Raw genomic sequence first — 23,565 nt, 5'->3', positions numbered from 1 at the left:
CCCTCAGCGCTGTTCGAGGCGGGGGTTGAGCACTTCGCGCAACCGGTCGCCAACGATGTTGATGGAGAAGATGAGCAGCGCGAGCAGTACGCCCGGAAAAACGCTGATCCAGTAAAGCCCGGCCAGCAGCACCTGATAGCCATTGGCGATGAGGAGGCCGAGCGAGGGCTGGGTGATCGGCAGGCCGATGCCGAGGAAACTCAGCGTCGCTTCGGCGGCAATCGCGCTGGCGACCTGCAGCGTGGCGATGACGATGAGCGGCGGCAGGCAGTTGGGCAACAACTGGCCAAAGAGGATGCGCGGCTTGCTGAGGCCGAGGCAGATCGCCGCCTCGACATATTCCTTGCCGCGTTCCACCAGCGCCGCGCTGCGCACGGCGCGGGCAAAGAAGGCCCATTGCACGATGACAAGGGCGAGGATGACCTTGCCGATGCCCTGCCCCAGTACTGCCAGCATCATGAGGGCGACGAGGATGGTGGGAAAACCCAGCATCAGGTCGACGACCCGCATGATCAGCGCATCGGTGCGGCCACCGAAATAGGCGGCGATGAGGCCGAGCGTGGTGCCCACGCCCATGGCGACGACACCGGCCAGAAGGCCGACGCCGAGGCTGGTGCGCAGGCCGTAGATCATGGCCGACAGCATGTCGCGACCCTGCCCGTCGGTGCCCAGCCAGTAGACATGGCCGTCAAAGCTTTCCCCGCCCGGGGCGAGGCGCGCATCCATGATATCGAGCGAGGCGAGGTCGTAGGGGTTCTGCGGCGCGAGGAACGGGCCGATGAGGGCGATGAGGACGAGCGCGAGGCAGACGAAGGCGGCGATAGCGGCGCGCGGGCTACGCAGGATGCCGCTGGCGGCCTGCACCAGCACGCCTTCCGGATCGGGTTTCAGGCGGGCAAGGAAGCTCATTTGGCGCCTCCAAGACGGATGCGCGGGTCGAGCAGGGAGTAGATGAGGTCGACCACAAAATTGATGGTGATGAACATGGCGACCACCACGAGGATGTAGGCGACCACCACCGGCCGGTCGAGCCGCATCACCGCGTCGATCAGCAGCTTGCCGACGCCCGGCCATGCAAAGATCGTTTCCGTCACCACGGCGAAGGCGATGATGGAGCCGAACTCCATGCCCACGACGGTGACGATGGGGATGAGGATGTTCTTCAGCACATGCACCACGACGATGCGTGTTTCCGGCACGCCGCGGGCCCGGGCGAACTTCACGAAATCCAGCAGCATCGTCTCGCGCACACCGGTGCGCGTCAGGCGGATGATGAGCGAGATCTTGAAGAGCGAGAGATTGATGGCCGGCAGGATGAGGTGGGCAAGGCCATCCAGCGTAAACAGGCTGGAATGGATGCCGAGGAAGCTGCCCATCTGACCGCGCCCGGTTGACGGCAGCCAGCCGAGCCAGACCGAGAAGATCATGATCAGCATCATGCCCTGCCAGAAGTTGGGCAGGCTGAAGCCGAGGATGGAGGTGGTCATCACCCCTTCATCAAAACGGCTGCCAGGCTTGAGGCCAGCAATGATGCCGAGCGGCATGCCGATGACGATGGCCAGGAAGAGCGCCACGAAGGCCAGTTCCAGCGTTGCCGGCAGCCGGTCGAGGATCAGGCTGATGGAAGGCTGGTTGAACACGAAGGAGGTGCCGAGGTCGCCATGCAGCGCATGGAGCAGGAAGGTGCCGTACTGCACCGGCAACGGGCGGTCGAGCCCGAGAGAGTGGATCGCCTGCTGGCGCTCCATCTCGGTGGCATCATCCGGTACCAGAATGTCGATCGGGTTGCCGATGGCATAGACGCCGAGAAAGACGATAAGCGAAGTGACGAACAGCACCAGCAGTGCCTGCATCAATCGCCGGATGATGAAGACCGTCATGGCCGGGCCTTGCCCTGCCGATATGGCTTGCCTGAAGAAACAGTCACCGTCCCACCTGTTCAGTGTGGAGTTTTTTCTGGTTTGTTACAGGCAGGTTAGGAACGGGCGCAAAGCTTGCGCAATATTATGAGTGCCGCGCATGGAGCTATGCATTTGCCGGCTTGTTGTCATCGGCTCTTCACATCGGGGCCGGGGCCTCTCTAGGATGCCCTCCTTTCCTTAAGGCCCGCCCGGAACGGCAGGGGATGCCCGCGCGATGAACCTCAAGCAGCTGGAAGTCTTCCGCGCCGTGATGGCGAGCGGCTCCACCATGGGGGCAGCCGCTGTGCTGCAGCTTTCGCAATCAGCTGTCAGCCGCCAGTTAACCGGGCTTGAGGAGGAAATCGGCTTCGAGCTTTTCATCCGCGACAAGGGCCGCCTTGTGCCGAGGCCGGAGGCGCATGCGCTGATCGGCGAGGTGGAGGAGCTGAGCGACATGGCGCTGCGCGTGCGCCGCCGCGCCGCCGATCTCAAGGCCGGCGCGGGGCAAGACACGCTGCTGCGCGTGGCCTTTGCCCACAGCATGGTCTCGACCATCCTGCCGAGGGTCGTCTCCACCTTTCTGGCTGACCGGCCGAAGGTGGTGGTGGAGATTCTCTCCGGCCCCTACGACGCCATCGAGCGCATGGTGATGGGCCGGGTTGCCGATCTGGGATTCGCCCGCCTGCAGCCGGAGGAAAATTCTTTCCGGGTGCAGCCCATCCTGCGCGGCGGTATCAGCTGCGTGATCCGCAAGGGTCACCCGATGGCCGAAAAACAGTCGATTGGCCTTCAGGATCTCAGCCAGTCGGAGCTGATCCTGCTCGGCCGCCAGCGCACCCGGCGCAACGAGCTGGAACATGCGCTGCGCACCGCCGGGGCGCGCTATCGCTGCCGTATCGAGGTGCATTCGGCAGAGGCCGCCTGCGCACTGGCGGCGGAGGGGCTCGGCATTGCCATCGTGCCGACGATGATCGCCTGCTTCTTCACCCACATGAATATCGAGCTGCGGCCCTTCTCGCCGCAGCGTTACGACGATTACGGCATCATCTCGCTTCCCGACCAGCCGTTGTCGCGCGCGGCGGAGGCTTTTATCGAGATTTTCCGCAGCATGATGCTGGAGGCGGCGGGGGACACGCTGCCGCTTTAAAGGACGAAGCCGCGCGCCTTGCCGGGATTATGTCGGCTGCGGCGCAGGGAAGGCGATGAAGTCGTCGATGCTGTGCAGGGCGTGCGGATAAAGAAAGTTGTTCTCCGCTAGTGGAATCATCATTCCTTCCGAAAGGCCGCCTACGAAGTAGACGTCGTGTTCCCCCTCTCGCTTCAGGCGCTCGGGGAATGTCGTTGCGTGGAAGGTGACACCAATCGGCTGGTACTTCAGGTCGAGCCCGAACACGGCGGCCACAGCAGCATCGACGAAGCAGAATTTTGCCGGATCGGAATGCCTCAGATGGGTGTCCTGAATGAGTACCGCATGTAACTTCGAGCGCACATAGAACAGCGAGGCGAGATCCCTCACGACGATGTTGAAGCGATGAGAGCCGTCGTGATGCAGGACAGCGTTTTGGAAGTCCGGCTCCCGGACACAGGCCTTCACATAGTTCGGCAACTCGCCAAGGAAGAGGCGGATTCTGGGTAGTGCCTCCGGAAAGGTGAGGCGTATCCGATGAAAGGTTGCGTTTAGAGCAGCAGGGTCGATATCGACCAGATCAAGCTGGAAGTCGAATTCGAGGGCGCAGCCTGCAAGCAGGATACTGAGCCCGCCCTGGAAAACGCCGCACTCAACGAAACGATCAATCGAACCTGTGTTCAGTCGAATGAACTCGAAGACGTCGCGGTAGTGTTTTTCACTGCATTGATCGCTGGTGGCATAGGGATAAGCGTTGATCCGCTGCGCGATGCGGTTCCAGATCTTGTTTGCCGTATCCGTTGGCCTGGCTTGCCGTTGCAGGTGCCGTCCGGGTAGCAAATCGCCGGGATTTTCTCCCTCCGCCAAGGGCGCCGGTACAGGCAGGAAAGTGGCCCACTGCGGATGCTGAGCAAAAGGCTCAACGAAGACGTCTGTGAACAGCATAAAGGCTCCGCCGGCGAATTTTTGGAGATGCGGTCTCCTTGCTGATACGGAGAGGGGAGATGGATCGGGCGCGCTTTTTGCGGGAATTGTTTCTATTCCGGTGCCAGTTTTGCCAAAAGAAAAACCCGCTGCGGTCGCCCGCAGCGGGTTTTTGGTGCGTCCGCCTGGAGGGGGATCAGGCGGCGGCGAGGAGCGGCTTGTTGCGGCGGGCGTCAAGGCTCCAGGCACCGGCACCGAAGGCCACGACCTGAAGCAGGCCACCGGCCATGGAGATGTTCTTCAGGAAGTGGATCTGCTGGTTGAGGTCAGCGAAATCATTGTGGAAGGCAAGGGCGGTCACCACGGTGAAACCGGCCATCACCAGGGCCACAAGGCGGGCTTGCAGGCCGAGGACCAGCAGCAGGCCGCCGCCGACTTCAACCAGGATAGCGATGACGAGGGCCACCTGCGGCAGCGGCAGGCCGACCGAGCTGATATAGCCGATGGTGGCGCCGGCGGCGGTGATCTTGCCGAAGCCGGAGATGAGGAAGATGGCGGCCAGAAGCAGGCGGCCGGCGGCGGGGATGAGACCGTTGAGAGCGTTGTTCATGATCAGCTTCCTTGTTGCGAAGAGCGCCCGAAACGGGCTGCTGCTGTTCATCAGGGCGCCGCGGTGCCTTGCGGGGTCATCCGCGGCCATGGCCAGAAGCTAACTTTTCTTTTATCTCTGAAAAACTGGGATAATATTGATCGGTCTTTTCAGATTTTTTGAATAACTGTGTTCCGTCACCAGACCCTTTGGAGGCCCCGATGCGTGGACCCGGCCAGCCGACACTCGACCAGTTGCAGGTGTTGCTGGCGGTGGTGGAGGAGGGGAGTTTTGCCGGCGCCGCCCGTCGCCTTGGCCGCGCTACCTCGGCCGTCAGCTACGCTATCGACACGCTGGAATCCCAGCTTGCCATCCCGCTTTTTGACCGGGGCACCACCCGCAGGCCCGAGCTGACGCAGGCCGGCCTTGCCGTGCTGGGGGAAGCGCGCGGGGTGATACGCGGCGTCGATATGCTGCGCGCGCGGGTGCAGGGGCTGATGGAGGGGCTGGAGCCGGAAGTGACGCTGGCGGTGGATGTCATGCTGCCGACGCCGCGGCTGGTCGATGCGTTGCAGGGCTTTCAGGAAACCTTCCCCACCGTGCCCTTGCGCCTGCATGTGGAGACGCTGGGCGGTGTAACCCAGCTGGTGCTTGACCGCACCGCCACCCTCGGTATCACCGGGCCGATGCTGGCAAACACCGAGGCGACGGAGCAGATCGGCGTCGGGGAGGTGGAGATGGTGCCGGTGGCAGCGCCGCGTCATCCGCTGGCGACAGCAGGGCAGCTCGAGCCCGGCGCCGTGCGCGATCATATCCAGCTGGTGCTGACCGACCGCACGGCGCTGACGCGCGGGCAGGATTTTGCCGTCTTCAGCCTCAAGAGCTGGCGCCTTGCCGATATGGGCGCCAAACATGCGCTGCTGCTGGCCGGCATCGGCTGGGGGACCATGCCGGAGCCGATGGTGCGGGAGGATATCGCCGCCGGGCGCCTCATCCGGCTTGGCGTACCGGAATGGAGCGCTGTTTCCTACCGCTTCCGCCTGCTTTACCGCCGGGATACGTCGCTGGGCCCGGCAGCACGCTGGCTCATCGAGCGCTTTGTCTCGCAGATGCAGAAGCCGGCGGCCTCAGCCTGAAATCGCCCGCAGCCGCTTTGCCACCGGGGCAAGCTGTGCGGCCTCCACATTGGCGAAGGCAAAGCGCAGATGGCTTTCCTGCCCGGGGCCGAAGAAGCTGCCGGGCAGGGCGATGAGGCCGGCCTTGCTGGCAAGCTGTTCGGCTACCGCTTCGCCGCTCATCTGCAGCGGGTGGCGCACGAAGGCAAAATAGGCGCCCATCGCGCTGATGCTCCAGCCCGGCGCGGCGGCAATCTGTTCGGCAAACAGGCGCGCGCGGGCATTGATGCTGGCGCGGGTTTCCTCCCGCCAGCCGGCAAGCGCCGGAATGGCCCAGGCAACGACACCCTGCGCGGCGCGCGGCGGGCAGATCTGCACGCAGTCCAGCACCTTGGCGATTTCGTCGATCAGCGCCGGGGCGGCGGTGACGGAGCCGAGGCGATGGCCGGGGATCGCATAGGCCTTGGAGAAGGAATAGAGCTGGACCAGATGGCTCTCCCAGTCCGGGACTGCCAGCAGCTGGTGCGGCTGGCCCCAGCCTTCGGGCAGGAAATCGCGGTAGGTCTCGTCCAGCACCAGAGCGATGTTCTTTTCCTTCGCCAGCGCGGCAAAGGCGGCCAGTACTTCTGCCGGGTAGGTGGCGCCGGTGGGGTTATTGGGGCTCACCAGTACAATGGCGCGGGTGCGCGGGCCAATGAGGGCGCGCGCCTCCCCGGCGGAGGGCACGAAGCCGTTCTGTGCCTGCGCCGGCAGCGGTGTTGCCCGGATGCCCAGCATGTCGAGCGTCATTTTGTGGTTGAAGTACCAGGGCGCCGGTAGGATGACATCGTCGCCCGCCGCCGCCAGCGCCATCATGGTGACGAAGAAGGCCTGGTTGCAGCCGGCAGTAATCGTGATGTTCTGCGCGCTGACCGCCGCACCGTAAAAGCTGTTGATGTCTGCGGCCAGCGCCTCGCGCAGCACCGCATCTCCCTGGATCGGGCCATAGGCGGCCGCTGCGCCGGTGCCGGCGGCTGCGGCCAGTTTTTCAAGAAAATCTGCCGGCGGCGGGGCGCCAGGCACTGCCTGCGCCAGATTGATGAGCGGGCCCAGCGCACCGTCATAGGCCTTTGCCCACGCCCCTGCCGCGGGAATAGGCGGAACATCGGTCGCAACAAGCAGCGGGTTGACGGCGATCTGGGTCATGGAAGGCTCGGGTGAGGGCGGGTTGCCCGGGTGGCCGGGATGGGAAACTGCGGCGATAGCAGCATCAAACCGGCGGCTCTGCAATGCCCTGACAGAAGTGGATTTCCTACCCCGATATTTTCTGGACAAAATTTTCAGATAACCGATAATTTTCCGGTCATTCAGAATATGTGGCGTGAAAATGACGGATCTTGATCCGATAGACCGGCATATCCTCAACATCCTCCAGATGGATGGCCGCATTTCCAATATCGAGCTGTCCGAGCGCATCGGCCTTGCCGCCACCTCCACCAGTGATCGGGTGAAACGCCTGCAAAAACAGGGTTACATCACCGGCTTCGGTGCCAGGCTCGACCCGCAGTTGCTGGGGTTCGGCCTGCTGGTCTTCGTCGAAGTGATGCTGGACAAGACCACGCCGGATATCTTCGACCGCTTTTCCGAAGCGGTGGCGCAGGCGCCGGAAGTGCTGGAGTGCCATATGGTGGCCGGTGGCTTCGATTATCTCTTGAAGACCCGCGTGCCGGACATGACGACCTATCGGCGTTTTCTCGGTGACATCCTGCTTTCCTTCCCCGGCGTGAAGGAAACCCGCACCTATGCGGTGATGCAGGAGGTCAAGAATGACGGGCCGCTGCCGATCTGACGGGTGTTATCCGGCGCTGGCCGAACTGATGGCCTCGGCGGTGTTGAGGTCGGCAAAGGCACGCGCGGCGGCTGCGCCGAACTGAAGCGCAACGGAGCCGGCAGCGGCATGCAGGGCGCGCACCCTGCGGTCCGGCCCTGCCGCAAGGGCCAGTGCGTTGGCCGCAAGGCTGGCGTGGAAAAGCGCGGCCAGATAATGCCCGTTGGCCCCGCACAGGGCATAGGCGCCGCGTGCGCCCGCCCGGGTTGCTGCGGCCAGCAGGCGGGCTGCAAGGTCCGGCGGCAGGCGGGGCATATCGACGGGAAAGAGGGCAAGCCAGCCCTCCGGCGCGCTGCCGGTCAGCTCGGCCAGCCCGGCGGCAATTCCGCCGAGGGGGCCAAGGCCGGGCGCTGGCCGGTCGGCAAGCACCAGATCGCTATAGGCGGCAAACTCCGCTGCCGGACCATTGCTGGCAATGGCAAGGCGCTCCACCTGCGGGCCGGCAAGCGCGGCCATGTGGGCAATAAGCGGTTTTCCTTCCAGCAGGCGCCAGGGTTTTTTGCCGCCCATGCGCTGCCCGGCGCCGCCCGCCAGAATAAGGCCGAGTGCCGGCCTGCCGCTCATGGCTGTGCCTTCCGGTCGCCATGCCAGGCAAGAACAAAGGCAGCGATGGCTTCCACATCGTCCACATCCAGCACCGGCAACCCGGCCCGGCCCATCCCGTCGGGATCGAAAGGCTGGTCGGTGGCAACCGCGATGATGTTGCCATCCTGCGGAAAGAGCGGCGGGGTGCTGGTGGCGCGCGGCCGCCAGACCTCGATCTTGGGGTGCGGGTCGCGCTTGAAGCCTTCCACCAGCACCAGATCGACCGGGCTCATGCGGGCAAGCAGCGCGGCAAGCTCATATTCCTCGGCGCCGCGCAGCTCATGCATCAGGGCCCAGCGGGTGCCGGAGCCGATCATCACCTCCCGCGCGCCGGCCTGCCGGTGCCGGTAACTGTCCTTGCCCGGCCGGTCGAGATCGAAGTCGTGATGGGTATGCTTGACGGAAGAAAGGCTGAGCCCGGCTTCGATCAGCTGCGGCATCAGCCGCTCCAGCAGCGTGGTCTTGCCGCTGCCGGAAAAGCCGGTGATGCCAAGCACACCGCCATGGGGCGCGAAGGAGGGAGATTTGCTCACGTCGCGGCGCTCGCCCGGGCTTTTACGGGAGAGCGGCGAATTTCGAAGCTTTCCACATAGGCGTCCGGCTCGGACGGGTTGAAGAGCGGGCCGCCAAAAGCCGGCCCGAAGCCGCCGGCGGGCGCGGCCGGCAGCTCGATCCCCAGCGCTTCGGCGTAAAGATCGGGCCGGTAGATGCGGGCCAGCTCCGTCTGGCTGGCCGGTTCGGCCGCCTGCCCCCAGCGCCGCATCTGGGCATGAAGCCAGGCAGCGTGTTCCACGAAGGGCACGGTTGCCTGCTGGCTGTGGAACAGGTGGTATCCGGCAATGGCGGTTCCCTCCATGCCGGGGACAAGGTGCGGCCGGTCGGCGAGGTTGGCTTCCAGAAGCGCAGCGTCCACGCCGATATACTGTGGAGCCGCCAGCAAACCCGCCAGTTCCTGCCGGTTGGCCGGGTCTTGCGCCCAGGCGGCGGCCTTCACCAGCGCGCGGACCAGAGCGGCCATGGCTGCCGGCTTTTCCTGCCAGCGGTCCTCGCGCATCGCCAGCACCTTTTCCGGCCAGAGCGGCCAGATATCGGCCTTGGTGGCGACGATGCAGCCGATGCCCTCGCTGATAGCCAGCTGGTTCCACGGCTCGCCGACGCAGAAGCCGTCAATGGCGCCGATGCGCATTTGCTCCACCATGCGCGGCGGGGACACGATGACGATGTCGACATCCTGATCGGGGTCGATGCCGCCGGAGGCAAGCCAGTAACGCAACTCGTAATAATGGCTGGAGAAGGGGTAGACGGCGGCTAGGCGCAGCGGCTGCAACCCCAGCTCCCGCCGCTCGGCGATCAGCCGGGCGAGAGCGGCAGCCGCCGCGATGCGCCCGGCGCTGCTGGTGGGCTGGTCCACCAGCCCCATCTGGCGGAAAAGCGGGGCCGAAAGGGTGATGGCGTTGCCGCCTGTGCCCAGCGCCATCGGCACGATCATCGGCACCCGCATCTCGCCGACGCCGAGGCTGAGTGCGATGGGCAGGCCGGCCAACAGATGCGCGGCATCGTGATGGCCAAAGGCAACCTTGTCGCGCACCGCCGCCCAGGTCAGCTGCCGGTCGAGAAGGAGATCGATGCCCTCGGCTGCCGCAAAGCCCTTTTCGCGGGCCGCCACCAGGCTGGCGCAGTCGGTGAGCGGCACGAAGCCTACGGTCAGCGGCGTCAGGCCGGTATCAGGGGCCGCGATGTTGCGGTCGGGGCGGATCGTCATTTCGGCTTCTCCGGCCATCTTGGCTCAAAGCTGCATCTGGAAGGCGGTGATCACACTTTCGGCGATCTCCACCATCTTGCGGTTCTGCTGCATGGCGGCGCTGCGGATGGCCTTGTAGGCCTCCTCCTCGCTCATGCCGCGCTTGTCCATGAGCAGGCCCTTGGCGCGGTCAATCAGCTTGCGTTCGGCAAGGGCGCTGCGGGCTTCGTCGCGTTCGCGCGTCAACTGGTCGAGCGCGGCAAAACGCGAGATCGCCATGTCGACGATGGGGCGCACGCGCTCCTTGCGCAGTCCGTCCACCACATAGGCGGAAACCCCGGCCTCCACCGCCTGGCGGATCATCGAGCTGTCGGACTGGTCGACGAACATGGCGATGGGCCGGCGCACTTCGCGGCTGACCTGGAAGGCACTGTCCAGCATGTCGCGGTCAGGATTTTCAAGGTCGATGATGATGACGTCAGGCGCGATGGCCTGCACACGTTCCAGCAGGTTTGCCGAAGCGCGGATGGTCATGACATTGGCGTAACCCGTCTCCACCAGCCCCTGCTCAAGGATGGCCGCACGGGCCGGATCCACATCGATCACGAGAATGCGCAGGCCCGCCTCGTCGGCGCTGATCCTGCCTGAAGCACGTCCGTTTTTTTCCGCGCCCAATCGGTAACCCCAAGCCGCTCGAAGTTTTTTTTATGGTTTTTCCTCCCCTCGCCGGTGGTCGGGCCAGTGGCCCGGGCCGCCCTCGGGGCGGCAGGCAGCTGTGCGGCTTCAGGCGGCCGGCTTCATTGTCTGCCCCTGCTGGCGCCCCTTGTGGCCATGTTCGTACTCTTCAAGGAAACCCAGCAGCGCTTCACGATGCTCGTAATAACGCGGGTGTTCAAGCAGGGCCTGCCGGCTGCGCGGACGTGGCAGATCAACCTCCAGTATCTGGCCGATGCGGGCCTGCGGTCCGTTGGTCATCATCACCACGCGGTCGGCCAGCAGGATGGCCTCGTCCACATCGTGGGTGACGCAGATGGCGGTTACCTGGCTGCGGCTCCACACTTCCATCAGCACTTCCTGCAACTCCCAGCGCGTCAGGCTGTCGAGCATGCCGAAGGGTTCGTCCAGCAGCAGAAGCTTGGGCGAGAGGGCAAAGGCACGGGCAATGCCGACGCGCTGGCGCATACCGTTGGAAAGGGCGGAGGCCGGGCGGTCCATGGCATCGGCAAGGCCGACGCGGGAGAGGTAATATTCGACGATGTCGTTGCGCTCGGCGGCGCGGGCGTGCGGATAGACCCGGTCCACCCCGACCTCGACATTCTGTTTGGCGGTCAGCCAGGGAAAGAGGTTTGGCGCCTGGAAGACCACGGCACGGTCCGGTCCTGCGGTATCCACCTCACGCCCGTCGAGGATGACGCCGCCGCGGCTGATATCCGTCAGCCCTGCCGCCATGGAGAGGACGGTGGACTTGCCGCAGCCGGAGTGCCCGATGAGGGAGATGAACTCGCCGCGCCGGATCTTGAGGTCGAACCCTTCCACCACCGTCAGCGGCCCGCGCGGGGTGGGGTAGGTCTTGTGAATGTCGGAAAATTCGACATAGCGCTCGTCGATTGCCGATTTGCCGGCTTCCCGCCAGGCTTTGGGCGGGCGGCTGCGGCCAAGATCGATGGGCTCGATGGCCGGCAGGGAAACCTCGCCGGCATCGCTTGCCCGCTTTGCGCCCACCTTCATCAGATAACCGGTAATCTCGGCGCGCAGGCGCTTGAACTCGGGGTCGGCATTGAGAGCGGTGCGCTCGCGCGGGCGGGGTAGCTCCACCTTGAAAGCCGGACCGAGCGTGGCGCCGGGACCGGGGTTCAGCGGGATGACACGATCCGCCAGCAGCAGCGCTTCATCGACATCATTGGTGATGAGCACGACGGTCTTGCGCTCGGCACTCCAGATCGCCTCGATCTCGTCCTGCAGCTTGGCGCGGGTGAGGGCGTCGAGGGCGGAAAGTGGCTCATCCAGCAGCAGCATGTCCGGCGCCATCGCAAGGGCACGGGCCACGGCCACACGCTGGCGCATGCCGCCGGAAAGTTCGGCCGGGCGCCGGTCGGCCGCGTGGGCAAGGCCGACCATGGCGATGTGGCGCTCCACCCGGGCCGCGCGCTCGGCCTTGCTCTCGTGGCCGAATACGGCATCAACGGCGAGCCGGATGTTGCCCGCCACCGTCAGCCACGGCATCAGGGAATAGTTCTGGAACACCACCCCGCGGTCCGGGCCGGGGCCGGTAACCGGTTTGTCCTTCAGCAGCACTTCACCGGCATCGGGGGCAGCCAGCCCGGCGATGAGCGAGACCAGCGTCGATTTGCCGGAGCCGGAAAAACCGACAATGGCGACGAATTCACCCCGCTCGATGGTGAGGTCGATATCCTTCAGCACCTCGATGCGGCCGGCCCCTTCGCCAAAGCCCTTGGCGACACCCTTCAGCTCAAGAAAACTCATCTGCCTTGTCTCCTGCTCATAAGGGGGGCGGTGTCAGCGCACAGGGCCATGGCTGAAGAGCGCTTGGAGTGCCGCCATCGCCCGGTCGAGCACGAAGCCGATGATGCCGATGGTGAAGACGGCAACCATGATGCGGGCGAGGGAGGCGGCAGAGCCGTTCTGGAACTCGTCCCAGACGAATTTTCCAAGGCCGGGATTTTGCGCCAGCATCTCGGCGGCGATCAGCACCATCCAGCCCACGCCCAGCGACAGGCGCAGGCCGATGAAGATGTAGGGCAGCGCCGAGGGCAGCACGAGCTTCATGGTCTTGGTCGGCCATTTGAGCTGCAGCACCCGGCCGACATTCATCAGCTCCCGGTCGATGGAGGCCACACCGACGGCGGTGTTGATCAGCGTCGGCCACAGGGAGCAGAGCGTTACCGTGATGGCCGAGTTGAGGAATGCCTTGTCAAAGAGCGGATCTTCGGCGGTGTAGAGCGCGCTTACCACCATGGTGACGATGGGCAGCCAGGCGAGCGGCGAGACGGGCTTGAAGATCTGGATGAGCGGCCCGAGCGCGGCGTTGATGGTCGGGGAAAGCCCGCACAGGATGCCGAGCGGCACCGCGATTACCGTGGCCAGGAAGAAGCCCATGAACACGGTCTTCAGCGAGGTGGCGATCTGGTCGAGATAGGTGGGCTTGCCGGTGTAGCTGCGCCACTTGATCTTGTCGGTTTCGCCGGCCGCCTTGAACTTGTCGTTACGCTCCTGCTGGCGGGCATAAAACTCATCGGCACGATGCCGCTCCGCCAGATGCTCCTCATAAAGACTGCCAGCCTGCGTCAGCACCTGGGCCGGGCCGGGGATGGAGCCGAGCGAAGTGACGACGCGCGGCGCCAGCGTTCCCCACAGCACCACAAAGATGCCAAGCGCGATCAGCGGAATGCCGGCGCGTTGCCACAGTTGGCGCAGCTGCTGTTTGACCGGCTCTCCCGCCGCCATGCGAAGGAGCGGCGAGAACCAGCCAAGACCGATCCGCTCGATGACGCGGGCAGCGCGCATCAGGCCGGACTGGAGCCGCTGCCTGCTGAAGGGGCCGGGGGTCGTTTCAGGGGCGATGTCGCTGGCCGAAGTCATGGCATGTCGTCCTTGGCGCTGGTGCCCCGGGCTGGGAAGGAGGCCCGGGGCTTTTCGGGTGCCTGGTGGTGGTTCTTCGAGAATGGCCCGGGGCGGTCTTGTCCGCCGCCTCCGGGCTTGTTCCTTGCCGGGGGCAGGTCAGCCGCCGGTTACGCCGGCTGATGTCACCGTTTCATTGCCTTTCAGGCCGATGGGGAACTGGGCGAGATAGTCGTTCGGCTTGCGGGCATCGTAGGTCACGCCGTCGATGAATTCCTTCTGCGGCGCACGATAACCGTCGCTGCCGAAGGGGAAGTCTGCCTTGCTGGCCTTGCCTTCGGCAATCAGCGCTTCCGCCGCCTTCATGAAGATTTCCGGCTTGTAGACGCTGCGTGCGACCTGGTCGTACCAGCTGTCGGGCTCGGCGCCGGCAACCTGGCCCCAGCGGCGCATCTGCGTCAGGTACCAGATGGCGTCGGAATAGTAGGGATAGTTGGCGTAGTAGCGGAAGAAGACGTTGAAGTCCGGCACCTCGCGCTTGTCGCCCTTCTCATACTCGAAGGTGCCGGTCATCGAGTTGGCAATGACCTGCGCATCGGCGCCGACATATTCGGGTTTGGCGAGAATCTTCACCGCCTCTGCGCGGTTGGCGTTGTTGTTTTCATCCAGCCACATGGCGGCGCGGATGAGCGCCTTGACCACGGCAATGTGGGTGTTCGGATACTTCTCGGCCCATTCCTCGGTCACGCCGAACACCTTCTCCGGATTGTTCTTCCAGATCTCGTAGTCGGTGATGACCGGCACGCCGATGCCCTTGGCGACGGCCTGCTGGTTCCACGGCTCGCCAACGCAGTAACCGGAGATGGTGCCGGCTTCCAGCGTTGCCGGCATCTGCGGCGGCGGGGTGACGGAGAGCAGCGCCTGGGCGGAAATGGTGCCGGTGATGTCGTCCGGCGAATAATAACCGGGGTTGATGCCGCCCGCCGCCAGCCAGTAGCGCAGCTCGTAATTATGGGTGGAGACCGGGAAGACCATGCCCATGTTGAAGGGCTTGCCCTCGGCCCGGTACTGGTCGATCACCGGCTTGAGGGCGGCTGCGCTGATCGGGTGCTGCGGCTTGCCATCCGGCCCCAGCGGAATGTGCTTCTTCATCTCCTCCCACACGGAGTTGGAGACGGTGATGCCGTTGCCGTTAAGGTCCATGGAGAAGGCGGTAACGATATGCGCCTTGGTGCCGATGCCGATGGTGGCGCCGAGCGGCTGGCCCGCCAGCATGTGGGCGCCATCCAGCTCGCCGGAAATGGTGCGGTCGAGCAGCACCTTCCAGTTGGCTTGCGGCTCCAGCGTCACATAGAGCCCTTCATCCTCGAAGAAGTGCTTTTCATAGGCGATGGCAAGCGGCGCCATGTCGGTCAGCTTGATGAAGCCGAACTTGAGCTCGTCCTTCTCGATCTCGCCGGCAAGGGCGTGAGCGGGGGCCAGTGCCGGGCAGAGGGCCGCAATCAGGCCGGCTGTCGCCAGTCCGGCAAAAGCCCGGCGGCTGAGGCCAGCGGCAACGGCACCCGAAAGGGCGGCGGGGTGATGGGAAAACCGGTCGCGCATCGTCTCATCCACCTCGTCTCGTAAGGGGCAGGGGCGGCTTCTGCCGATCTTCCTGCCCGCCGGTCGGGTTTCTTGCCGGGCTGTGCACCAGTGCCCATGCCGACGGCAAAAAACAAAAAACGCCGCTACGGAAATCCGTGACGCCCGAAGGCACACGTTCCGTCAGCAGCGTTGCTGGTGGCCCGCCATCGGGCCGATGAAATTGAGAACCCGCCAGCGTCAGCGGATGAAGGCAGAGTGGCAAAAGCCGTGCCAGAAGCGGCCAGCACCGCCTGACCCATGGATCATTGTCCGCCAATCCGAAGCACAAGGGTTTGAAACAAAAGCGTTTTGCCGTGCTGTGGCCGGTCGGTCGCCAGAGACCCAAAAGCGTCGGCCAGACGCGCGCCCATTTCTGCACAATTGTTGTGAATTGGATCACATCGCTCAAATTTTAATCAGTGGCGAAAAAATCCGGTCCTGGTTTGCCGGTTTTCGGCGAAAGCTTTGCTTCACAAGCCGATTTTTCGAAAAAGAACGGCGTTGAGAGAGCGATGCCCGGCCGGCGAGAAGTGAAGAAGGTGGAGAAATAATTACATTAAAATCAAATAGTTAACAACATTTTGCATAATTTGTAAGCGATGACGATCCGCGCAATCGCCTTGTCGGCGCAGCCGGGTTCCGGGCTGCGGTCGGTGAATCTGGACAGGGAAACCTTCTGAATCAATTGGTTGCGGTTTCTGACCTGTGGCTTGCGGCCTTTCGGGGCGAAGTGGCACGTAGTTTGCGGATGAGGGAGGGCGCGGGGCAGTGCTGCCCTGCTTCCCATATCGCAACCTGATGGCGGGTTGCCCGGATAATGACGTCCGACACAAAGGAGCCTTTTCGAGGCTTCCGCGGGTCGGGCGTTTTTTTTCGTCTCTATCGGGCCGCAGGCGCTTTTCCGCTGCGGCCCCCAGCGAAGATGAGGTCGCCCGATGTCCAGCAATGAGCGTCCCCGCCTGATTGTGATCGGCAATGGCATGGCCGGTATCCGGACCGTCGAAGAACTGCTCCGGCACGATGGAGAAGCCTTCGCCATCACGGTGTTCGGCGCCGAGCCACGCGAGAACTACAACCGCATCATGCTTTCTCCGGTACTGGCGGGCGAAAAGACCTATGAGGAAATCGTCCTGAATGACCGGGCCTGGTATGCGGAGAATGGCGTCGAGCTGATCGCCGGCGATCCGGTCGTTTCCATCGACCGGGCGGCCCGCACCGTCACCAGCCGCGCCGGGCTGGTGCGAAGCTATGACCGGCTGCTGCTGGCAACCGGGTCCGATCCCATCATCATCCCGTTGCCGGGCCGTGAGCTGCCGGGCGTCGTGACCTTCCGCGATCTCGACGATGTCGAAAAGATGCTGGCAGCGGCGAAAGAGGGCGCGCCGGCGGTGGTGATTGGCGGCGGCCTTCTTGGCCTCGAAGCCGCTACCGGCCTTGCCAAACGCGGTATGAAGGTCAGCGTGCTGCATCTGGCAGGCCATGTGATGGAGCGCCAGCTGGATGAGGCCGCCGGGCACCTGCTGGAGACGGAGCTTGCCGCGCGCGGCATCGAGATCATCACCCGTGCCGACACCGGTGCCATCCTGGGCGATGGCAAGGTTGAAGCGGTGGCCCTCAAGGACGGGCGCACCCTGCCGGCGGTGCTGGTGGTGATGGCGGTCGGTATCCGCCCCAATACGGCGCTGGCGAAGGACGCCGGGCTGGAGGTCGAGCGCGGTATCGTGGTGGATGATTTCCTCACCACCTCTGACCCCGGCATCTTCGCCATCGGCGAGTGCGTTCAGCATCGTGGCCAGTGTTACGGGCTGGTGGCGCCGCTCTTTGAAATGGCGCGGACCTGCGCCGGGCGCCTCGCCGGTCATGGTGGCAACGGGTATCAGGGCTCCGTCACCTCCACCAAACTCAAGGTCTCCGGCGTCGATGTGTTTTCCGCCGGTACCTTTACGGCGGACAAGAGCTGCGAGGACATCGTCTTCCGCGATGCCGCGCGCGGTATCTACAAGCGCCTTGTGCTGAAGGAAGACCGGCTGATCGGCGCCGTGCTCTATGGCGATACCGGCGACGGGTCCTGGTATTTCGATCTCATGAAACGGGCGGAGGATGTGGCACCGCTGCGCTCCACGCTCATCTTCGGCCAGGGTTTTGCCGCGGAGGGTGCCGGCGCGGACCCTCTTAAGGCCGTTGCGGCCCTGCCGGACGAGGCAGAAATTTGCGGCTGCAACGGCGTTTGCAAGGGAAGCATCGTCTCCGCCATCCGTGAGAAGGGGCTGACCTCGCTGGGCGAGGTCAAGGCGCACACCAAGGCCTCCTCCTCCTGCGGGTCCTGCACCGGCCTTGTGGAAAAGCTGCTGGCCGCCACGCTGGGCGATGAGTACGAGGCCGAAACCGGCCCGAAGCCGATGTGCCCCTGCACCCAGCACGATCACGGCACGGTGCGCCGCCTCATCATCGCCAAGGGGCTCAAATCCATCCCTGCCGTCATGCAGGCGCTGGAGTGGCAGAGCGCGGAAGGCTGCCATTCCTGCCGCCCGGCGCTCAACTACTACCTGCTCTGTGCCTGGCCGGATGAGTATCGCGACGACAGCCGCTCGCGCTTCATCAATGAGCGTGTGCACGCCAACATCCAGAAGGACGGCACCTATTCGGTGGTGCCGCGCATGTGGGGCGGTCTCACCTCGGCAAAGGAGCTGCGGGCGATTGCCGACGTGGTCGACAAGTTCGACATCCCGACGGTGAAGGTTACCGGCGGCCAGCGCATCGATCTGCTGGGTGTGCGCAAGGAAGACTTGCCGGCGGTCTGGGCCGATCTCAATTCCGCCGGTATGGTTTCCGGCCATGCCTATGCCAAGGCACTGCGCACGGTGAAGACCTGCGTCGGCAGCGAATGGTGCCGTTTCGGCACCCAGGACTCGACCGGCCTTGGCGTGCGCCTCGAGCAGGCGACCTGGGGCAGCTGGATGCCGCACAAGTTCAAGATGGCTGTCTCCGGCTGCCCCAGAAACTGCGCCGAGGCCACCATCAAGGACTTCGGCGTCATCTGCGTCGATTCCGGGTACGAGCTGGTGGTGGGCGGCAATGGCGGCATCAAGCTGCGCGGTGCGGAACTGATCTGCAAGGTCGCCACCGAAGCCGAGGTCATGGAGATGTGCATGGCCTTCATCCAGCTTTACCGCGAGGAAGCCTGGTATCTGGAGCGCACCGCGCCCTGGATCGAGCGCGTGGGTCTTGAGCATGTGAAGCAGGCAATCGTCAGCGATGACGAGCGTCGCCGGGCGCTGACGGCCCGCTTCCTGCGCTCCCAGACCATCGCCCAGATCGACCCCTGGGCCGAGCGCGCCGAAAAGCAGGTGGATGCCCACGAATTCGCGCCGCTGGTCGCCGCCGAATAAGCCCCTTGTCCAGAAAAGGAATGCTCATCATGACCCGTGACACCGATTTCTGGTCCGATGTCGGCGCGCTGGAGGACATTCCCCGCCAGGGCGCCCGGCGCGTGGCGACAGCTGCGGGCGAGATTGCCATCTTCCGCACGCTGGATGATCGCCTGTTTGCCGTGCGCAACAGCTGCCCGCACCGTCACGGGCCGCTTTCAGAGGGCATCGTCCATGGCGCGCGGGTTACCTGCCCGCTGCACAACTGGGTGATTGACCTTGAAAGCGGCGAGGTTGTCGGCCCCGACGAAGGGTGCGTGCCGCGCCACATGGTGGAATTGCGCGGCGCCCGTGTTTTCCTGCGCCAGCCGGTCGCGGTGCCGGCTGCGGTGCTGGAGCCGGCGGAATGACAGCCGCCGTCCGCACGACCTGCCCTTATTGCGGTGTCGGCTGCGGTGTCGTCGCCAGCCGCGATGAGGCCGGGCACTGGCAGGTGCGGGGGGATGAGCAGCATCCGGCCAATTTCGGCCGTCTGTGCTCCAAGGGGGCTGCGCTGGCGGAAACGCTGGTGCCGGAAGGGCGGCTGCTGTTTCCGGAGATCGACGGCCGGCGGGCCGGCTGGGGGGAGGCGGTGGCAACCGTGGCCGAGCGTCTCAAGGCCACCATCGACGTGCATGGGGCCGGCAGCGTCGCCTTCTATGTCTCCGGCCAGTTGCTGACCGAAGATTATTACGTTGCCAACAAGCTGATGAAGGGCTTCATCGGCTCCTCCAACATCGACACCAATTCGCGCCTGTGCATGGCCTCCACCGTTGCCGGCCACAAGCGGGCCTTTGGCAGCGACACGGTGCCGGGCCTTTATGTCGATCTGGAGCTGGCCGACCTGGTGGTGCTGGTGGGCTCCAACCTCGCCTGGTGTCATCCGGTGCTGTTCCAGCGCCTGCGCGCCGCGCAGGAGAAGCGCGGCACGCGCGTCGTTGTCATCGACCCGCGCCGCACCGACAGCTGCGATATCGCCGACCTGCATCTGGCGCTTCAGCCGGGTGGAGACGTGGCGCTCTTCAACGGGCTGCTGCTGCATCTGGCCGAAGCCGGGCAGCTGGCGCCGGACTTCATCCGCAACAAGACAAGGGGTTTTGAGGAAGCGCTCACGGCGGCGCGCACCGGCGAAGCGGAGGCCGGTGCGCTCGCTCAAAAACTGGGTCTGGCCGAAGCCGATCTGCAGAAATTCTTCAACCTGTTTGCGCAGACCGAGCGGGTGGTGACGGTCTTCTCGCAAGGGGTCAACCAGTCCGATACCGGGACCGACAAGGTAAACGCCATCATCAACTGCCATCTCGCCACCGGCCGCATCGGCCGCGAGGGTATGGGGCCGTTCTCGGTAACCGGCCAGCCCAATGCCATGGGCGGGCGCGAAGTGGGCGGGCTTGCCAACCAGCTGGCCGCCCATATGGGTTTTTCCGCCGCCGAGCGTGAGCGCGTCGCCCGCTTCTGGGCTGTGCCTGCCGTTGCAGGCGGGGAGGGGCTGAAGGCCGTCGAGATGTTTGAGGCGGTGGCCGACGGGCGTATCAAGGCCATCTGGATCATGGCCACCAACCCTGCCGTCAGCCTGCCGCAGGCGGATGCCGTTCGGGCAGCGCTGGAAGCCTGCCCGCTGGTTATCCTCTCCGACTGCATCGGCACCACCGATACCGGCCGCTATGCCCATATCCGCCTGCCGGCCACCGGCTGGGGCGAGAAGGACGGCACGGTCACCAATTCCGAACGCACCATCTCGCGTCAGCGTGCTTTTTTGCCTGCGCTGGGCGAGGCAAGGCCGGACTGGTGGATCATCTCCCGCGTGGCAGCGGCGATGGGCCATGGGGCGGCCTTTGCCTATCAGGGCCCGGCGGACATCTTTCGCGAACATGCGGCGCTTTCCGCCTTTGAAAATGACGGCACGCGGGATTTCGACATCGGTGCCGCCGCTGATCTGGATGACGCGGCCTATGACAAGGCTCAGCCTTTCCGGTGGCCGTGGGTCGCGGGTAGCGCTCCGGCTGGCCGGCTTTTTGGCGGCGGGCGCTTCTTCACCGCCGATGGCCGGGCGAACTTCGTCGCAACCATCTCCCGTCCGCCGCGCAGCCGGGTGAGCCAGGAGTTTTCGCTGCTGCTCAACACCGGACGCTATCGCGACCAGTGGCACACCATGACCCGCACCGGCCTTGCCGCGCGCCTGACGGCTCACCGCAGCGAGCCGCTGCTGGAGATCAATCCGGCGGATGCCGGTGCACGCGGCCTTGCCGATGGCTGCCTTGCCGAGGTGGAGAATGCCGACGGGCGTTATATTGCCCGTGTGCGGGTAACCGCAGCGCAGCAGGCGGGCCAGATCTTCCTGCCCATGCACTGGAGCGGTGCTTTTGCGGCCCGTGCGGTGGCGGGCGCGCTGATCCCGCCGGTGGTCGATCCGGTTTCCGGCCAGCCGGCCCTGAAACTGGCTGCGGTGGAGGTCAAGCCTCTCGCGGCCGCCTGGCACGGCGTGCTGATCAGCGCCGCGCCGGTGGACGTGACGGAACTGGCCTATTGGGCCCGGCGCCGGGCACGCGGCGGTTATCTGGCGGAGCTTGCCGGTCTGGCCGCGGAGGAGGCCGAGGAGCTGATAACCCGGCTTGATGCCGCCCTTGAGGGCGAGCGGCTCGACTACAGGGACCCCGCCCGCGGCACCGTGCGCCATGCCTGGTTTGCCGGCGGGAGGCTGGTGGCGGCGCTCTTCGTGTCGCCGCAGCCGCTACGCGTCGACCGCAGCTGGCTGGAAGCGCTGGCCGCCGAAGAGGCGCTGGATGGTGCTGCCCGTGCCAGCTTGCTTGCCGGGCGGGCGGGCGCCGGGCGTCCTGCGACCGGCCGTATCGTCTGCTCCTGTTTTCAGGTCGGCTTCGACAGCATCGTTACCGCCATCCGTACCGGCAGACTGACAAGCCCCGCCGAAATCGGCGCCGCGCTCAAGGCCGGCACCAATTGCGGTTCCTGCATTCCCGAGCTCAAGGAGATCCTGGCCCATGAGCATGCTGCTTCCCTGGCTGGCACGGCCGGCCCGCGCACGGTGGAGCCTGCCGACAATGCAGCCTGAGGCGATTATAAACCCGGCAGGCTGGATGCAGCGCGCCGCCGGCTTTTGGCGCGAAGCAGGCCGCAGGCTGGTGCCGCGCAAGGCAAGCCGGGCGGCGGCCGGGCGCAGGGCGGGCGACGTGGTGCTGGTCGGTGCCGGGCCCGGAAATCCCGAGTTGCTGACGCTGGCAGCCGTCCGGGCACTCGCCGAGGCTGATGTGGTGCTGCATGACGCGCTGGTAACGCCCGAAATCCTCGCCTATGCGCGGCCGGGTGCGGCGCTGGTGGCCGTCGGCAAACGCGGCGGCTGTCCCTCCGCCCGGCAGGATGACATTAATGCCCTGCTGGCTGCGGAGGCGATGAAAGGGCACCGGGTCGTGCGCCTCAAGGGTGGTGATCCGTTCATCTTCGGCCGCGGCGGGGAGGAGATGGCGTATCTGCGGGCCTGCGGTATTGCGGTGCGGATCGTGCCGGGGGTGACGGCGGCCTTTGCGGCAGCGGCCGAACTCGGCGTGCCGCTCACCCATCGTGGCACTGCGCGGCGGCTCATGCTGGCAACCGCCACCTGCTCCAGTGAAGAAGAGAGCGACCGGCTCGATTGGCAAGCTGCCGCCTGCCCGGACGTGACACTGGCGCTTTATATGGGCCGGGCGCGGCTGGAGGCGACGGCAAAGCGCCTGATCGCCGCCGGTCGCGATCCCTATACTCCCTGCCTTGCGGTGGAGAATGTCGGGCGGCCGGAGCGCCGGCAGATATCGGCTCCCCTCGTTAGTCTTGCCCGGCATGTTGCCGTCTGGGGCGATGACGGGCCGCTGGTGGTGCTGATCGGCGAGGTGACGGCGATGGCCGACGCCGAGCTGTCGGTTGCCCTCGCCGTCGCGCAGGGCTGACCTCTAGCCGCCAACCTTTGCAAGACGCTCCAGCGCATCCCCGGCAAGTTTGCGGGTCAGGTCACCGGCCGGCAGCCTCGGGGCAAGGCGGGCGGCCTGCCCGGACCACATGTTGCTGAACTCGCCGGACCCGGCGGCTTCCGTCTTGGCCCGGATCGGCGCCAGTGCCCCGCCGGCGAGTGGAAAGGCCGGGGCGTCGGGCGAGAGCGGGCCAACCTCGCGCATCAATCGGTTGGCGATGCCGCGCGCCGGGCGGCCGGTAAAGAGATTGGTAAGGCTGGTGGCATCAGCCTCCGCCGTCTCCAGTGCCTCACGGTGCCAGGGTTTGACGGTTGCCTCGGGCGAAAACAGATAGGCCGTGCCCACCTGCACCGCACTAGCTCCCAGCACGAAGGCAGCGGCCACGCCGCGCCCGTCGGAGATGCCGCCGGCAGCAATCACCGGCACGGAGACGGCATCGGCGATCTGCGGCACAAGCGCAAAGGTGCCGATCTGGCTTGCCATGTCATGGGTCAGGAAATTGCCGCGATGGCCGCCGGCCTCCACGCCCATGGCGATGATGGCATCGCAGCCATGGCTTGCCAGAAACCGCGCTTCGGCAACGGTGGTGGCGGAGGCGATGATGCGTGCGCCGGTTGCCCGCACGCGCTCCAGCAGCGCCTGCTCCGGCAGGCCGAAATGGAAACTCACAACCTCGGGCTTCAGCCGCTCCACTTCCCGGCAATAGGCATCGTCAAAAGGGGCACGCCCGCCAGTCGGGGCACTCGCTGCCGGGTCCAGCCCGAGTTCCGCGTAATAGGGGGCGAGGCGTGCCTGCCAGCTGGCGAGCCGCTGCGGGTCGTCCGCGGGCGGAGTGTGGCAGAAGAAATTGACGTTGAGCGGGGCGGGGCTGGCGGCGCGAATTTTCTTGATAGCCTCGGCCATCTGCTGCGGCGTCAGCATGGCCGCGGCAAGGGCGGCGAGCCCCCCGGCCTTGCCGACGGCTATCGCCATTTCGGGCGTGCTGGCGCCGGCCATCGGGGCCTGAAGGATGGGCAGCTCGATACCGAAGAGATCGAGGATGCGGCGGTCGGGCCAGCGGGTCATGCGGGGCGTCTCCTGATGCTGCTTATCCCGGCGCTGCAATCGGCAGCCGGGGCACTGGTCAGCCGGGCAGCGGCTGCTATGCTTTGC

General features: G+C 65.3%; 20 protein-coding genes. 7 read left to right on the top strand and 13 right to left on the bottom strand.

Annotated elements, in window-relative coordinates; all coding sequences use genetic code 11:
• Positions 1-3 precede the first annotated feature (3 nt).
• Together QTL98_RS18360 and QTL98_RS18355 are read right to left on the bottom strand one after the other, a co-directional pair.
• Positions 4-909: an ABC transporter permease gene (locus QTL98_RS18360; RefSeq protein WP_445679911.1), complete on the bottom strand. Its 906-nt coding sequence runs from the start codon at positions 907-909 to the stop codon at positions 4-6.
• Positions 906-1,880 (bottom strand): ABC transporter permease, encoded by a 975-nt coding sequence (locus tag QTL98_RS18355; RefSeq protein WP_445679910.1) that lies wholly within the window; start codon positions 1,878-1,880, stop codon positions 906-908. The genes QTL98_RS18360 and QTL98_RS18355 overlap by 4 nt, the downstream gene beginning before the upstream one ends.
• Positions 1,881-2,136: 256 nt before the next feature.
• Here QTL98_RS18355 and QTL98_RS18350 point away from each other — a divergent pair, with 256 nt between their 5' ends.
• Positions 2,137-3,048, top strand: coding sequence for a LysR family transcriptional regulator (locus QTL98_RS18350; protein ID WP_445679909.1), 912 nt, complete (start codon positions 2,137-2,139; stop codon positions 3,046-3,048).
• Positions 3,049-3,075: 27 nt separating this feature from the next.
• Here QTL98_RS18350 and QTL98_RS18345 read toward each other — a convergent pair whose 3' ends face one another.
• Together QTL98_RS18345 and QTL98_RS18340 are read right to left on the bottom strand one after the other, a co-directional pair.
• Positions 3,076-4,188, bottom strand: a complete 1,113-nt coding sequence (locus QTL98_RS18345; protein ID WP_445679908.1) for a class I SAM-dependent methyltransferase — start codon at positions 4,186-4,188, stop codon at positions 3,076-3,078.
• Positions 4,148-4,561, bottom strand: coding sequence for a DoxX family protein (locus QTL98_RS18340; RefSeq protein ID WP_445679907.1), 414 nt, complete (start codon positions 4,559-4,561; stop codon positions 4,148-4,150). Before QTL98_RS18340 ends, QTL98_RS18345 begins: the two co-directional genes overlap by 41 nt.
• A 200-nt stretch (positions 4,562-4,761) precedes the next feature.
• On the opposite strand from QTL98_RS18340, the gene QTL98_RS18335 reads away from it, so the two are divergent.
• Positions 4,762-5,676, top strand: a complete 915-nt coding sequence (locus tag QTL98_RS18335; RefSeq protein WP_445679906.1) for a LysR family transcriptional regulator — start codon at positions 4,762-4,764, stop codon at positions 5,674-5,676.
• On the opposite strand, the gene QTL98_RS18330 is transcribed toward QTL98_RS18335, so the two are convergent.
• Entirely contained in the window at positions 5,668-6,840 is a 1,173-nt protein-coding gene (locus QTL98_RS18330; RefSeq protein ID WP_445679905.1) for an aminotransferase, read from the bottom strand. The two genes, QTL98_RS18335 and QTL98_RS18330, sit on opposite strands and share 9 nt — an antisense overlap.
• A 181-nt stretch (positions 6,841-7,021) precedes the next feature.
• Between QTL98_RS18330 and QTL98_RS18325 the strand changes: the two genes are divergently transcribed.
• Positions 7,022-7,483, top strand: a complete 462-nt coding sequence (locus QTL98_RS18325; RefSeq protein WP_445679904.1) for an Lrp/AsnC ligand binding domain-containing protein — start codon at positions 7,022-7,024, stop codon at positions 7,481-7,483.
• A gap of 6 nt (positions 7,484-7,489) precedes the next feature.
• On the opposite strand, the gene mobA is transcribed toward QTL98_RS18325, so the two are convergent.
• The 7 genes from mobA to QTL98_RS18290 form a co-directional block, all read right to left on the bottom strand.
• Positions 7,490-8,086: a molybdenum cofactor guanylyltransferase gene (gene mobA / locus QTL98_RS18320; RefSeq protein WP_445679903.1), complete on the bottom strand. Its 597-nt coding sequence runs from the start codon at positions 8,084-8,086 to the stop codon at positions 7,490-7,492.
• A complete protein-coding gene (gene mobB, locus QTL98_RS18315; RefSeq protein WP_445679902.1) occupies positions 8,083-8,640 on the bottom strand; it encodes a molybdopterin-guanine dinucleotide biosynthesis protein B in 558 nt (185 codons plus the stop codon). Before mobB ends, mobA begins: the two co-directional genes overlap by 4 nt.
• A complete protein-coding gene (locus QTL98_RS18310) occupies positions 8,637-9,869 on the bottom strand; it encodes a CmpA/NrtA family ABC transporter substrate-binding protein (RefSeq protein WP_445679901.1) in 1,233 nt (410 codons plus the stop codon). The genes mobB and QTL98_RS18310 overlap by 4 nt, the downstream gene beginning before the upstream one ends.
• Positions 9,870-9,893: 24 nt before the next feature.
• Positions 9,894-10,487, bottom strand: a complete 594-nt coding sequence (locus tag QTL98_RS18305) for an ANTAR domain-containing response regulator (RefSeq protein WP_510637589.1) — start codon at positions 10,485-10,487, stop codon at positions 9,894-9,896.
• A 144-nt stretch (positions 10,488-10,631) separates the two neighbouring features.
• On the bottom strand, positions 10,632-12,332 hold the full coding sequence (locus QTL98_RS18300) for an ABC transporter ATP-binding protein (RefSeq protein WP_445679899.1): 1,701 nt from the start codon (positions 12,330-12,332) through the stop codon (positions 10,632-10,634).
• A gap of 33 nt (positions 12,333-12,365) precedes the next feature.
• Positions 12,366-13,376 (bottom strand): ABC transporter permease, encoded by a 1,011-nt coding sequence (locus QTL98_RS18295; RefSeq protein WP_510637588.1) that lies wholly within the window; start codon positions 13,374-13,376, stop codon positions 12,366-12,368.
• A gap of 210 nt (positions 13,377-13,586) precedes the next feature.
• Positions 13,587-15,029 (bottom strand): CmpA/NrtA family ABC transporter substrate-binding protein, encoded by a 1,443-nt coding sequence (locus tag QTL98_RS18290; protein WP_445679897.1) that lies wholly within the window; start codon positions 15,027-15,029, stop codon positions 13,587-13,589.
• Between the two features lie 956 nt (positions 15,030-15,985).
• Between QTL98_RS18290 and nirB the strand changes: the two genes are divergently transcribed.
• From nirB to cobA, 4 genes are read left to right on the top strand one after another with little or no spacing between them, the layout of a single operon-like run.
• The gene (gene nirB / locus QTL98_RS18285; protein WP_445679896.1) at positions 15,986-18,439 is read left to right on the top strand and encodes a nitrite reductase large subunit NirB; all 2,454 of its coding nucleotides are present in this window, start codon (positions 15,986-15,988) and stop codon (positions 18,437-18,439) included.
• 29 nt (positions 18,440-18,468) lie between these two features.
• The gene (nirD, locus tag QTL98_RS18280) at positions 18,469-18,828 is read left to right on the top strand and encodes a nitrite reductase small subunit NirD (RefSeq protein ID WP_445679895.1); all 360 of its coding nucleotides are present in this window, start codon (positions 18,469-18,471) and stop codon (positions 18,826-18,828) included.
• Positions 18,825-21,524 carry a molybdopterin-dependent oxidoreductase gene (locus tag QTL98_RS18275; RefSeq protein ID WP_445679894.1) on the top strand — a complete coding sequence of 900 codons (2,700 nt, stop codon included), beginning with the start codon at positions 18,825-18,827 and terminating at the stop codon, positions 21,522-21,524. Before nirD ends, QTL98_RS18275 begins: the two co-directional genes overlap by 4 nt.
• Positions 21,454-22,392, top strand: coding sequence for a uroporphyrinogen-III C-methyltransferase (gene cobA / locus QTL98_RS18270; RefSeq protein ID WP_445679893.1), 939 nt, complete (start codon positions 21,454-21,456; stop codon positions 22,390-22,392). Before QTL98_RS18275 ends, cobA begins: the two co-directional genes overlap by 71 nt.
• A gap of 3 nt (positions 22,393-22,395) precedes the next feature.
• Here the strand turns inward: cobA and QTL98_RS18265 are convergent, their stop codons facing one another.
• Positions 22,396-23,478 (bottom strand): NAD(P)H-dependent flavin oxidoreductase, encoded by a 1,083-nt coding sequence (locus QTL98_RS18265; protein ID WP_445679892.1) that lies wholly within the window; start codon positions 23,476-23,478, stop codon positions 22,396-22,398.
• Positions 23,479-23,565 lie beyond the last annotated feature (87 nt).

The organism is Radicibacter daui (assembly GCA_030657355.1).
GTDB classification, from domain to species: domain Bacteria; phylum Pseudomonadota; class Alphaproteobacteria; order Radicibacterales; family Radicibacteraceae; genus Radicibacter; species Radicibacter daui.
The sequence above is the reverse complement of the archived record's forward strand: the minus strand, read 5'-3'. Positions and strand labels throughout refer to the sequence as shown.

Excerpts from the sequence above, each read along its gene's own strand:
- QTL98_RS18350 (WP_445679909.1), top strand. The coding sequence starts at position 2,137 with ATGAACCTCAAGCAGCTGGAAGTCTTCCGCGCCGTGATGGCGAGCGGC.
- QTL98_RS18300 (WP_445679899.1), bottom strand. The coding sequence starts at position 12,332 with ATGAGTTTTCTTGAGCTGAAGGGTGTCGCCAAGGGCTTTGGCGAAGGG.
- QTL98_RS18335 (WP_445679906.1), top strand. The coding sequence starts at position 4,762 with ATGCGTGGACCCGGCCAGCCGACACTCGACCAGTTGCAGGTGTTGCTG.
- nirD (WP_445679895.1), top strand. The coding sequence starts at position 18,469 with ATGACCCGTGACACCGATTTCTGGTCCGATGTCGGCGCGCTGGAGGAC.
- nirB (WP_445679896.1), top strand. The coding sequence starts at position 15,986 with ATGTCCAGCAATGAGCGTCCCCGCCTGATTGTGATCGGCAATGGCATG.
- QTL98_RS18265 (WP_445679892.1), bottom strand. The coding sequence starts at position 23,478 with ATGACCCGCTGGCCCGACCGCCGCATCCTCGATCTCTTCGGTATCGAG.
- QTL98_RS18290 (WP_445679897.1), bottom strand. The coding sequence starts at position 15,029 with ATGCGCGACCGGTTTTCCCATCACCCCGCCGCCCTTTCGGGTGCCGTT.
- QTL98_RS18340 (WP_445679907.1), bottom strand. The coding sequence starts at position 4,561 with ATGAACAACGCTCTCAACGGTCTCATCCCCGCCGCCGGCCGCCTGCTT.
- QTL98_RS18325 (WP_445679904.1), top strand. The coding sequence starts at position 7,022 with ATGACGGATCTTGATCCGATAGACCGGCATATCCTCAACATCCTCCAG.
- QTL98_RS18310 (WP_445679901.1), bottom strand. The coding sequence starts at position 9,869 with ATGACGATCCGCCCCGACCGCAACATCGCGGCCCCTGATACCGGCCTG.
- mobA (WP_445679903.1), bottom strand. The coding sequence starts at position 8,086 with ATGAGCGGCAGGCCGGCACTCGGCCTTATTCTGGCGGGCGGCGCCGGG.
- QTL98_RS18360 (WP_445679911.1), bottom strand. The coding sequence starts at position 909 with ATGAGCTTCCTTGCCCGCCTGAAACCCGATCCGGAAGGCGTGCTGGTG.
- QTL98_RS18330 (WP_445679905.1), bottom strand. The coding sequence starts at position 6,840 with ATGACCCAGATCGCCGTCAACCCGCTGCTTGTTGCGACCGATGTTCCG.
- cobA (WP_445679893.1), top strand. The coding sequence starts at position 21,454 with ATGAGCATGCTGCTTCCCTGGCTGGCACGGCCGGCCCGCGCACGGTGG.
- QTL98_RS18275 (WP_445679894.1), top strand. The coding sequence starts at position 18,825 with ATGACAGCCGCCGTCCGCACGACCTGCCCTTATTGCGGTGTCGGCTGC.
- QTL98_RS18355 (WP_445679910.1), bottom strand. The coding sequence starts at position 1,880 with ATGACGGTCTTCATCATCCGGCGATTGATGCAGGCACTGCTGGTGCTG.